Below are 12,973 nucleotides of genomic sequence, written 5' to 3' on the forward strand. Positions count from 1 at the left end.
CCTACTCTCCCTCCAGCAGGTCGAGTTCACCGGCGAGCACCTTGCCCACCTCGGCCAGTGAGTCGGGGTTGCCCATGTCGGCGTGGAGGAATCGACTGTCGATGACGCGGATCCGGCCGTCCTGCACGTAGGGCAGCCATGAGTCGACGGTCATCGGGACCGACGCGTCCTGGCGTCCCGCGAAGAAGAGGACATCGCCCCGGAAGACGTCCGGCCGGAAGGTCCGGCCCAGTTTCAGGTTGTTGCTGTACACGCTTCCCATGCCGATCAGATGCCGCTCGGCGACGCCGGACAGCACGCTGTCGGTGCTCTGTACGAGCTCCAGGAACCGCTCGGTGGTCAGCTCGTCGAGGCGCAGTCCGGCGGGCTGGACTCCGGCGAACGCCAGCAGCGTGGCGAACATCGCGCGTGCTCCGCCGAACGCGTCCTCCGGCGGCAGCGACGGGTGGTCGGCGATGACGTACGAGTCGAGGAGCGCGAGCAGCCCGACGCGTTCCCCCGCCGCCTGCAGCCTGGTCGCCGCGGCATGCGCCACCATCCCGCCGAACGACCAGCCCAGCAGGTGGTAGGGCCCCTTCGGCTGGATGCTCCTGATCTGCGCCACGTAGTCGTCGGCCATGTCCGCGATGTCGCCGGGCAGCGGCTCGTCCCCGCCCAGGCCGCGGGCCTGGAGCGCGTAGACCGGGTGATCCGCACCGAGTTGGCGCATCAGCACCGAGTACATCCAGCCGACTCCGCCTGCCGGGTGCACGCAGAACAGCGCGGGGCGGTCCCCGGTGCGGCGCAGCGGCAGGACGACGTCGAACGCGAAGCGTTGGTCGTCCGTTCCCAGTCGCTCGGCGAGGGCGGCCACGGTCGGCGCGACGAACAGGGTCGCGGTGTCGACGCCGGTGCCCCACGTCAGCTCGATCCGCCTGGCCAGTTGGGCGGCGAGCAGGGAGTGGCCGCCCAGGTCGAAGAAGTTGTCGTCGATGCCGACGGCCGACAGGCCGAGGGTCTCGGCGAACAGCTCGCAGAGGTGTTTCTCCTGCACTGTTCGCGGTGCCCGTCCCGCTGTCGTGCCGGGTGCCTCGGGGTCCGGCAGCGCGGCGTGGTCGATCTTCCCGCTCCGTGTGCGGGGCAGGTCGGGCAGGACGACGACGGCGGAGGGCACCTGATGGCCGGGGAGCACCTCGCGCAGTCGTCGGGGCAGCTCGGTCGGCAGCGCCGCCGCGACGCCCGCCGTGGCCGGTTCGTGCACGGTGGGGCCGTCGGGGGCCGCGGTGGGGGCGTACACGTCGCGGACCGCGGCGGCGGCCGAGGTGGGCAGCAGGACGGCGTCGAACCGGCCCGGCGCGGCGGACGGCGCGGCGAGCACGCGGTAGCCGGACCTCTCCGCCAGGTCCTCGATGTCGGCCGGGCGGACGCCCGGGTCGTCGGGCACCGTCAGGTCGAGGGCGCCGATCGTGGTCCCCGGCGCCGCGGCGTCGAGGGCGCGTGTCGCGGCGAGGTCCGCGGCAAGGCGGGCGTCGGGAATGTCGGTGACGCGCAGCGGCGTCGCGCCGCCGGCCGAGGACAGCAGGGCGGACAGCTCGGCAGGGCCGCGGACATCGGTGCCCCAGACGAGGGGCATGGCCGAAGCCGCCGAGGTGCTGGGCACCGGCGCCTTGTAGAGGACGGCGTCGTAGCGGTAGCGCGTCAGCTCGTTGTCGTGGCTGCCGGACTTCAGGCGGATGTCGGCCGCGTCGCCGAAGCCGCCGAAGAACTCCGGCGCGACCGCGAGCTCCTTGTCGAGGAGCAGCCTCCGTCCGATGGCGAGCCGGGCCTGGGCCACGGTCGTCACCGCACCGGCGGCACCGACACCGGCCGCGGTGAACAGCACGGAGCGGCTCCTGACGTCCCGGACGTCGCCGACGAAGACCGCACCGCCGGGCGCGAGGAGGCGCAGCGCACCGGTGAGCACCCGCTCCAGGTAGGCGCGCGAAGGGAAGTACTGCACCACGGAGTTGAGGATGATCGTGTCGAAGTGGCCCTCCGGCAGTCCGGAGAGGTCGTCGGCGGTCTGTTGGCTGACGGTGACCTTGCCGCTCAGTGCGGGCGCCGCCGCCACGTGCCGGCGGAGGGTGTCGACGGCGGTCGGGGAGATGTCGGTCGCGTGGTAGCTCTCGCAGTGCGGCGCGAGCGGGGCGAGGACCGCTCCGTTGCCCGCGCCGATCTCGAGGACCCGCCGGGGACCCAGCTCGCGGACGCGGTCGACCACGGCGTCCCGCCACTCCCGCATCGCCTCGCGGGGAATGGGGGAGCCGTCGTAGGAACTGTTCCAGCCGACGAAGGAGTCGCCGAAGGGGGCTTCGTCCGGGGACGGGGACTCCCGGTCGGCGCCGCCCTCTCTGTCGTAGACGCTGTCGTGCACCGCCACCCAATCGGCGAGGACTTCCTCCTCCGGCACGGCGCCCGGTGCGGCGGACAGCTCGGGCACCACGTAGGCGACCAGGCGTGAACCGTCGTCCCCGGTCGTCCAGACCCGCACCGCCGCCTGGGCCACGGCCTCGTGTGCGAGCAGTGCGGACTCCACCTCGCCGGGCTCGATCCGATAGCCGCGGATCTTGACCTGGCGGTCGGAGCGGCCGGTGAACTCCAGCTCGCCGTCGGCGTTCCAGCGGCCGAGGTCGCCCGTGCGGTACATCCGCCGGCCCGGTGCCCCGAACGGATCGGGCACGAACCGCTCGGCGGTGCGGGCGAATTGGCCGACGTATCCGCGGGCGAGGGCGGGGCCCGACAGGTACAGCTCGCCCTCGCGGCCGGGCGGTACCGGGCGCAGCGCGGCGTCCAGGACGTGGATCCGGGTGGTGGCGACGGGGCGGCCGATGGTGGTGCTCGCGCCGGTCAGCTCGTCGCTGATGGTGGCGCAGGCGGTGGACTCGGTCGGCCCGTAGCCGTTGAGCATGGGATGCCGAGCGGCCCAGCGGGCCACCAGTTCGGCAGGCAGTTCCTCACCCACGACGCGGATCAGGCAGCCGTCGGGCAGGCCCACGTCGGGATCGAGCACGGCGAGGGCGGACGGGGGAAGGGTGATGGTGGTGATCCGCTCCTCGTGGGCGAGGCGTTCGAGCCCGCGGCCGGGCAGCAGCCGCTCCGGAGAGGCGACGACCAGGGTCGATCCGCTGCACAACGTCTCGAACATCTCATAGAGCGCGGCGTCGAAGGCCAGCGAGGCGAACTGCAGCACTCGGCTGCCCGGGACGATCCGGGACTGTACGGCGGTGCTGCTCAGCATCGCCGCCACGCCGGTGTGCTGGACGAGGACGCCCTTGGGCCGCCCGGTCGAGCCCGAGGTGTGGACGATGTAGGCCGCATGTGAGGGCAGCAGGGGGCAGGTCCGCTCCGCGTCGGCCACGGGACGGCCGTCGTGTCCGGCGATGCGCTGAGCGGTGTCCGGGTCGTCGAGAACGAGGAGGTCGGCGGCTTCGCTCAGGGCCGGCCGCATGGCGAGGGCCCGATCGGTGATCACAGTGGCGGGCCGGGTGTCCCCCAGGACGAGCCGGAGCCGCTCCTCGGGATGGTCGGGGTCGATCAGCGTGACCGCGGCGCCCGCGGCGAACGCCCCGAACAGCGCCGTCACGGTCTGCACCGAGCGCGGCAGTGCGAGCGCGACCACCTGTTCCGGACCGACGCCGCGGGCGATCAGTTCCCTGGCGATGCCGTTGGCCGCGGCGGACACCTCGCGGTACGTGAGGTCCGTGCCGTCGGGTCCGGCGCTGCGGACGGCGGGCGCGTCGGGCGTCGCCGCCACCTGCTCCTCGAACAGGGCGGTGATCGTGCGGGGCGCCACGTCGGCGTCGCCGCCGCCGTACGCGGCGAGCGCCGCTCGCTCGTCGTCGTCGAGCAGGTCGAGGCGGGACAGGCGGGTATCGGGAGCGGAGGCCATCAGGTCGAGGAGGCGCAGCGTTCTGGAGAGGAAGCGCTCGGCCGTCGCCCGGTCGAGGACGTCCTCGCGGTGGAGCAGATGCAGCAGCATGCCTCCGGTCACCTTCGGCGCGGCCATCAGGGTGAGCGGATAGTGCCCTGCGGTCTCGTTGCGCGCGGCGTGGAACGACAGTTCGGGGACATCGCCCCAGGGGTCGCGGTCGACCGGGAAGTTCTCGAACACCATGCCGGTATCGAAGAGCATGTCCACGCCGACCGCGTGCTGGATCTTGGTGAGACCGAGGTGGTGGTGTGACAGCAGCCGTGTCTGCTCGCCCTGTACCCGCTGCAGCAGCTCGGCCAGCGACTCGGCCGGGGAGACGGTGACCCGCATGGGGATGGTGTTGATGAGGAAGCCGACGATCGACTCGACGCCGGCCACCTCGGGGGCGCGGCCGGATACGGCCACCCCGAACACCGCTTCGCTCCTGCCTGTCCACTGGGCCAGCAGCAGGCCCCAGCACACCTGGAACAGGGTGTTGACGGTGACACCGAGCCGGGCCGCCGACCGCGTGAGCGCATCGAGCTGTGCCACGCTCAGCTCATGCTGGAGCCGCGCCGGCCAGGCGGAACTGCGGTGCAGTCCGGCGGGGTCGATCAGGGTCGGCTGGACCGGACCCAGCGCCTCGCGCCATGCCCGTACGGATTCCTCCTGGTCCTGCTCCCCGAGCCAGGCGAGGAAGGTGCGGTGGCGCGGGGCGTCGTCGAGCGCGTCCAGGCGGTCCGGGTCGGCGTAGAGCTGGAACAGGTCACGGGCGACGATCTGCACCGACCAGCCGTCGAACAGGATGTGGTGTGCGGTCATCAGCAGCCGGAACCGTTGCTCCGCCTGCCGGATCAGGGTCAGCCGGAGCAGCGGCGGTTCGGCCGGGTCGAAGCGTGTGGTGCGGTCCGCCTCGGTGAGCCGCGCCGTCTCCTTCTGCCGCTCTTCCTCCGGCAGGTGGGTGAGGTCGATCTCGGTGAAGGCCGGTTCGGCGTCGGCGCTGACGACCTGCACGGGCCTGCCGGAGGGCAGCCGGAGGAAGGCCGCCCTGAGCCCGGCGTGCCGTCGGCACAGCAGCGCTGCGGCGCGGCGCATCGCGCCCGCGTCGAACGGGCCGGTGAAGTCCAGGGCCGACTGCAGCACGTAGACGTCCTCGTCGAGGCGGTCGTGGCTGTTGTGGAAGAGCAGTCCCTCCTGTACGGGCGTGAGCGGCAGGACGTCCTCCGCCCAGGGGCAGGTCGCCGCCAGCCAGGCGCGCTCCGCGGCGTCAAGATCGATCAGCGGCGCCTCGTGGTCCGCGGCCGGTGGCTCGGCATCGGGGGTGCTCTGCGGTACGGCCACCTCTGCCAGGAGGGCGGGGGTCTTGCGCTCGAACACATCCTCGACGGAGATGACAAGGCCGGCCTGGCGGGCACGGCGTACCAGCTTGATGGAGGAGATGCTGTCGCCGCCGACCGCGAAGAAGCTGTCGTCCGGCGCCACGTCGGGACGGCCCACGACCGTGGCGAACACCTCGCGCAGGATCTCCACCGGGCCTCTGGTGACCGGCGCGGGCGCGGGCGTCGCCTCGTCGCTCTCGGCCCGGGCGGCCAGCGCGAGCCGGTCCACCTTGGCGTTGGGGTTCCGGGGCAAGGCGTCCACCGTACGGATGGCGGCCGGCACGTACGGCTCGGGCAGCTCGGCCCGCAGCGCGTCGGCCAGCGCCTCCGGCACGCACTCGGCGCCCTGCGGCACGACGAAGGCGGTGAGCCGGCGGTCGCCCTCGCCGTCGTCGGTGGCGACGACGACGGCCTCGGCCACGCCCTGCTGCCTCAGCAGAGCAGCCTCGACTTCGCCGAGTTCCACTCTGTGGCCGCGCACCTTGACCTGGTTGTCGACACGGCTGACGAACTCCAGTTGCCCGTCCTCGGACCAGCGCGCGAGGTCACCCGTGCGGTACATCCGCCCGCCAGGACGGTCGGAGAACGGGTCCGCGAGGAACCGCTCCGCGGTCAGCGCGCTGCGGTGGGCGTACCCGCGTGCCAGGTAGTCCCCGGCGAGATAGAGCTCACCGACGTCCCCGAGCGGCACCGGGCGCAGCGCCGCGTCGAGGACGTGGCAGCGCACGTTGGTCGCGGGGCGGCCGACCGACGGGTTGCCGGCGGCCTGCGGGTCGCACTGCCAGGCGGCGGCGTAGACGGTGACCTCGGTCGGCCCGTAGAGGTTGAACACGCGGGCCTCCGGAAGGCGTTGACGCAGCTCCCTGACCAGCTCGGCGGGGAGCGGCTCGCCGGAGAAGCCGTAGTTCGCCGAGCGCTCGGCCACCCACTCCGCCTCGTGCACCCGCCGGTACAGCGAGGGCACCGCGGTGATCAGGCTCCCGGTCCAGTCGGGGTCGTCGAGCAGCGAGAGGACGTTGGGCACCAGGTCGATGCTGCCGCCGGTCATCAGGGGCACCAGGATCTCGAGGACCGACATGTCGAAGCTCAGCGAGGTGGCGCCGAGCACCCGCTCGAACGCTGAGGCGCCCAGCTCGGCCACCGACCAGGCGGCGAAGTTCACCACGTTCCGGTGTGTGATCACCACGCCCTTCGGGTTTCCGGTCGAGCCCGAGGTGTAGATGACGTAGGCGGCGTTCTCCGGTGCGGGCTTCGCCCGCGTCGGTGCGTGCCCCTCCCCCGCCGGTGCGTCGACGGGGGCGGCCGGCTCGGCGACGGTGGCGGCATCGTCCAGTACAAGCACCGGTGGCGCGTCCGCCGCGGGGAGTTGGCCCACCAGCGCGGCCGTGGTCAGCACGGCCGCGGGCCGCGCGTCGTTCAGGAGATAGCGGATCCGGCCGTCCGGGTACTTGGGGTCGATCGGCACGTAGGCCGCGCCCGACTTCAGTACGGCCAGTACGGCGACCACCATCTCGGGGGTCCGGGGCACCATGACGGCGACCAGGCGCTCCGGTCCCGCACCCCGCTCGGCAAGGAGCCGGCACACACGGTCCGCCCGCTCGTCGAGTTCGGCGTAGGTCAGCTCGCTCCCACGGTGGCGCACCGCCACCGCGCCGGGAGCACGGCGGACCTGCTCCAGGAACGCCCCGGACACGGTCCCCTCCGGAACCTGGCGCGCGGTGTCGTTGAACTCCTCGCGGTACCGCGTGAGTTCCTTCTCGTCCGCGAGGTCGAACCGGGCGACGGGCAGGTCCGGTTGGCGTGCCATCCGCTCGAGGAGAGCGACGAACCGGCGCTGGTGGTCGCCCGCCTCGTCGGCCCGTACCTCCGTCTCCCACTCGCCGTCCGCGTCGACCCGCACGTCGAGGCCGGTCGCCGGGGCCCAGACCGACACCACTGCGGCCTCGCAGGGGCCGAACGGGACGGTACGGCTGTGATCCACCAGCTCGCACGCGAGGACCTGGTCTGCGTCCGCGGGCTTCGACGACGGCCCGTCCGACGCGGTGGGCCCGCTGCTTCGCCCGGCGCGGCGCAGCTGAGCGCCCGCTGCTCCCGCCACCTCGGCGAAGGTGAGGCGCGGGTTCATCGCGAGCCGGACGGGAACGGTCGTGCCGGACCTCCGGTACCCGATCACCAGGTCGTCCGATCCGAACCTGCGGTGCGCGTAGACGGCGAGTGCCGCAAGGAGCACTGCTCCTTGACCCCCGCCGCTGCGTCGGGCGGCCCTGGCCAGGGCCGCGCCCGCCGTGATGCGGGTCCGGTCCGACGCGTCGAAGCGGGCCATGCGCACGGGCCCGACGGCCTGGGGCGCGGACTCGCCGGTGGTACCGGCCGCGCGCTGGTCTCCCGCCCGGTCGGCTGCGGTGTCCGTGCGCTCGTCGGCAGGGGCCTCGGGGGCGCCGGACGCCGTGGCGTACCGGGTGGCGACGCGGCGCAGGGTCGCGTCCATCGCCTCCTCCGCCGCCGGACCGTGGTGCACCTGGAACCAGCCGTATCGCTCCGGGCTCAGGCGGAAGAGGAGGTGAACGGAGCCCTGTACCTGGTCCGCATCGGGCATGCGGTCGAGTTCCCGCTCGACCCGAGCCGTGACGAAGGCGTCCGGATCAGCCGTGCCGGTGGCGTCGATCAGCTCGAACCCGGCGCCCGAGCCCGCCATCGCGGCGCGCAGTGCCGACTCCCGCACCGGGCCGCGCAGGCTGATGTACCGGGCGGCGTACGGTGCCGAGCCCTGGGCGCCCTCGGTGCCCTCGGCGCCGGCGTCGGACGCGCCGCGTCGGGGGTTCTCAAGGGCAGCGGCCTGACCGTCGGGCTCGACGGCCCCGTCAGGACCCGCTCCTCCCGGCTCACGGCCGTGGGTGTACGTGTTCATCGCGCCGCCTCCTCCAGCATGGCAAGGTCGTCCGACCGGTTGTCCTGGATGATGTGGTCGAGCGCCACCTCCTGCACGGACGCCTCGGGGCAGTCCGTCAGCCCGGTCAGCAGACGCGTCAGGTCGGTGGCCATGGTCAGCACGGTGCTCTCGTCGAAGAGCTCCGGTGCGTAACCGATCACGAGTGTCAGTCCCGCGTCCGACCGGGACCAGGACAGGCTGAGCTCGGCTCCGTGCCCGTCCGCCGTGGTGCTGTTCCCGGCGTACCGCACGGGGAGCGGCCCGGCCTCGGGTACGAACGGCTCCGCCGGCGTGCGGTGGAGCCGGGCCCGCAGTGCGGTGAAGCCTGGTTCGTCGGACAGGTCGGCGCGCACCGCGACCGGCCCGTGCGGGGTGTCGGCCAGGACCGCTACCTCGTCCTGGCCGGTGTACCAGCCGAGCAGGACCAGCCAGGCGGCGAGCAGGGCGCCGTCAAGCTCGCTCCGTACGTCGCCGGCCGCCGACTCCGGCTCCACAACCGCATCCGCATCCACATCCGGCCCCGGCCCCACGAGGAGACCGCCGTCGACCACCACGGTGGCTGTGGCCGACGCGTGGACCGGGCCGGAGGAGCGCGGCCGGTCGGCCGGAACCCGCATCCGCGGCAGCGGCGCGGAGTCCGCGGGCGCGGACCGTTTCGGTGGTACCGACCCGGCCTGGAGACCGGGTACGGGACGGTCGGTGTCCCTCGTTCCTGCGAGGTCGTCGAGGATGCCGAGATAGGCCGCGGTCAGCTCCGCCGCGGTCTCCTCGGTGAACAGCTCGGTGCTGAACTCCAGGCAGGCCACCATGTCCTCGTCCCCTTCACGGTCGTTGGTGAGGAGGGTCAGATCCCACTTGGCGGTACCGGCCGGCATCCCGCCGAACCTGTTGGCGACGGTGTCGCGCTGGTCGAAGAAGTCACCCACCGCGGTGCCGAGCGCCTGGATCGGCGGCAGTTCCTGATGCACGAAGGACACGTCGAACAGCGGTGCCCGGCTCAGGTCCCTCTCACCGCCGAGCGCGTTCACGACCCGGTCGAAGGGGATCTCCTGGTGCTCCAGCGCGCCGAGCACCACCGACCGGACCTGCCGCAGGAGTTCGCGCACGCTGGGTTCGCCCGACAGGTCGGCGCGCAGTGCCACCGTGCTGTTGAAGAAGCCGATGAGGCCCTCCAGTTCGGGACGGTTACGACCGGTCGTCGGAGAGCCGACCACGATGTCGCGCTGTCCGCTGTACCGGGCGAGCAGCACGTACAGAGCGGTGAGCAGGACGACGAACAGGGTCACGGACTCGCGGCGGGCCAGCTCTCTGAGCGCCCTCAGGACCGGCGCCGGGACAGTGAACGGACACAGATCGCCGACGAATCGTCTCCGTGGGGGTCGCGGGTGGTCCGTGGGCATCGTGAGCACGGGCGCGTCACGCAGCGTGCTGACCCAGTAGGCGAGTTCGTGATCGAGCGCGGAGCGTGCGAGCAGATCACGCTGCCAGCCGGCGTAGTCCCGGTAACGGATAGGAAGCGGGTCGAGTTCCGCCCGCCGCCGCTCCTGGCGCGCGGCGTAGAGAATCGGCAGCTCGCGTTGGAAGATCTTCGGCGAGTGTCCGTCATTGACCGCGTGGTGGACCGTGACCTGGAGGACGTGCTCGTCGGGGCCGAGCCGGACGACGAGCACCTGCAGCAGGGGGTCGTGCTCCAGGTCGAACCGCACTTGTGCCACCTCGCGCACCAACTCCCGCGCCGCGGCCACCGGGTCGCGCTCCGCCGCGACATCGGTGAAGCGGAAGAAGTCGCCGAGCGTCGGCCGGATCCGCAGCATCGGAGTGCCGTCCACGTCGACGAAGTTGGAGCGGAGCACCTCGTGCCGCTCCGCCAGGTCCTCCCACATGCCGCGCAGCGCGTCCACGTCGAGGGGACCGCGGATGTGGCTGACCATCGGCAGGTTGTAGAGCGTGGTGTCGGGGTCGAGCTGGTGGTGGAACCACATGCGCTCCTGGCCGAACGACAGGACCAGTTCGTCCCTGGGGGTGATGGGCGGCAGGGCCTCGGACGCCGCGTCCGCCGGTGTGATCAGCTCGGCGAGGTCGGCCACCCGGGGTCGTTCGTACACGTCGATCAGCTTGGGCCGGACGCCGTACCGGGACTGGATCCGGTCGACCAGTTGCAGCGCGATGAGGGAGTTGAGGCCGAGGTCGAAGAAGTCGTCCTCGGGGCTGATGGGCCCTTCGGCGTGCAGCAGTTCCCGCAGCGTGCTGTGCAGCCAGTCGACGCCGTCCAGCGGCTCGGTGCTCTCCTCAGGTCCCGCCGCACCGGCCGTGACAGCCGCGACGGCCGTCGGTGCGGCCGGGTGCGGGGCATCGCCGGACCGTTCCGCGCGCAGTTCCGCGGCGGCCGTGGGCACGGCGGCAGCGAGGGCCCCCGCCGACGGTACGGGAGTGGCGGGGACCGCCGGGGGCGGCGATACGGAGGCGTCAGGCACCGCTGGAGGCGGCGATACGGAGGCGCCGGGAACCACTGAGGTCGGCGGCACGAACGTGGCGCGCACCGCTGAGGACGGCGTTACGGGCGCGGGCCAGCACGGCGAACCGAGCAGGGGATGGCCGGGCAGCCGCACCCGCGCGGCGTACGCGGGCGCCGACTGCACCTGAGCCCAGTCCACGTCGATGCCGCTCTCGTACAGCAGGCGGGCCACGTCCGTGAGCCCGTGGGCAACCCGCACCCGGGCCCCCGCGTCGCCGGCGAGGCGCTCGGTGAGCAGGCTGCCGAGGACTCCTTCCGGGCTGGGTTCGAGGAAGAGGACCGGACCGTCGGCGAGGAGGGTCCGGGCCGCGCGGACCAGTCCGTCGGCGTCGATCGGCGCGGCCTGTACGGCGGCGAACTCCGCCGGGTCGCCGAGGGACGAGCGGCCGAGGACGTACCGCGCCGCGAACCGGGACGTGCCGCTGCCCAGAACGGCGTCGAACGCGATGCCGCGGAGCCGGAGCGCGTCGTACAGGGCGATCTGCGCCGCGAGGATCTCGGCCGCCCTCCCGGTCGCGGGAAGGGCGGACGGCAGTTCACCCCCGCTGATGCCCGCGGGCATCGCGTCTTGCGAGAGCAGCAGGGCCACGGCCGGAGGCTTGCGGCCGTCGCGTGCCCGGCCGTCCTCGGCCCGCAGCCAGGTCGCCTGAGCCGCGAGCTGAACGGCCAGGTCCGGGGTGCTCCGCGCCGTCACCGCGACGCGGTACGCGTGGTGTGTGCGGCCCTGGTTGAGGGTGTACGCCACGTCGTCCAGGGCGAGTTCGCTGTTCCGCAGGGCAAGCGCCAGGTCCCCGCACAGTTGGGTCAGCGCCTCGTGGGTGCGGGCCGAGACTCCGACGAGCCGCGGTTCCCCGGCAGGCGCCCGCGGTCCTGCGGGGCGGGCCGGCTCCGGCGGCTGCGCCACCACGCAGTGCGCGTTGACGCCGGCGAGGCTGAACGAACTGACTCCGGCGAGCCGGGGCTCGCTGCCCGCCGACGGCCATGGGCGCGTCTCGGTGAGCACCTCGATCCCGGCCTCAGCTAGATCGATGTCCTGTGTCGGCCGCTCGAAGTGGAGCGAGGGGTAGAGCTCGCCGTGGTGCACGCTGAGCACGGCCTTCACCAGTCCGGCGATACCGGCCGCGTGGTCGAGATGGCCGATGTTGGTCTTCACCGAGCCGATCGGAAGCGGATCCTTGCGGCCGGAGAACGCCTCGGCGATCGCCTCCAGTTCGACGGCGTCGCCGAGGCGGGTCCCCGAACCATGGGCTTCCAGGTAGCCGGCCTGCTGCGGGTCGGCGCCCGCGGCGGCCCACGCCTTGGCGATGACGCGCCGCTGTGCCGCCGCGCTCGGGGCGCTGATGGTGCTGGCGGTGGCCCCGTTGTGGAGCGTGGCACTGCCCCGGATCACGGCATGGACCGGTGCACCGTCCGACAGCGCGCGGCGGAGGGTGGTGAGCAGCAGCACGGCCCCGCCTTCACCCGAGACGGTTCCGTCGGCGTCGGCGTCGAAGGCCCGGCACCGGCCGCTCTGCGACACCAGTTCGGTGAAGCCGACCGCCTCCGCGACCGGGATTCCCTCCACCCGGAGGCTGACGCCCCCGGCGAGGGCGTACTCGGCGTCACCGGCGGCCAGTTCGCGGCAGGCGTGGTGTACGGCGATCAGGGAGCCGTTGCACCCGGTGTCGACCGCGTAGCACGGTCCCGCGAGGCCGAGGGTGTGCGCGATGCGTGCGGGAAGCCCGAACGGGGCGTTGCCCAGAGTGCCGAGCGCCCCCTGTTCGCCGATGAGGGTGTGATAGCCGGACGCCGAGGCGCTGCACACCACCGCTGTCTCGCTGCCATGGAAATCCGCCACCGAGTAACCGGCGTCCTCGATCGCCCGGTGGGCCAGGGTCAGGGCCATCCGGTGCTGGGGGTCGATCAGCGCGGCCTCACGCCGGGAGATGTGGAAGAAGGCGTGGTCGAACGTGTGGATGTCCTCGACATGCCCCATGGGTAGACGGTTCACGGCCGCGTCCAGGCCGGTCGCCTCGGCCCGCTCCGGCGGCATCGGACCGACCCGGTCCCGCCCCGCGGTGAGGCCGGAGCGGAACTCCGCCAGGCTCGACGCCCCGGGGAAGCGGAGGCCGATGCCGACGATCGCGATGTCCTCTCCGCGCCAGGCGTTCTCACCACGCCTGATGTCCGCGCCGTCCGGTCTGTCCGCGTCAGCCGGTCCCGGACGTAAGCCGGTCATGCTG

Annotated in this window: 2 protein-coding genes; both read right to left on the minus strand. The window is 72.8% G+C overall.

The genetic code is table 11. From position 1 onward, the window contains the following. Window position 1: 1 nt before the first annotated feature. Window positions 2-8,215 carry an amino acid adenylation domain-containing protein gene (locus AC0KTA_RS07205; protein WP_481054273.1) on the minus strand — a complete coding sequence of 2,738 codons (8,214 nt, stop codon included), beginning with the start codon at window positions 8,213-8,215 and terminating at the stop codon, window positions 2-4. Continuing rightward, window positions 8,212-12,969, minus strand: a complete 4,758-nt coding sequence (locus AC0KTA_RS07210; RefSeq protein ID WP_481054274.1) for a condensation domain-containing protein — start codon at window positions 12,967-12,969, stop codon at window positions 8,212-8,214. Before AC0KTA_RS07210 ends, AC0KTA_RS07205 begins: the two co-directional genes overlap by 4 nt. Window positions 12,970-12,973: the final 4 nt, after the last annotated feature.

This window comes from Streptomyces sp. Y309, from assembly GCF_056712025.1.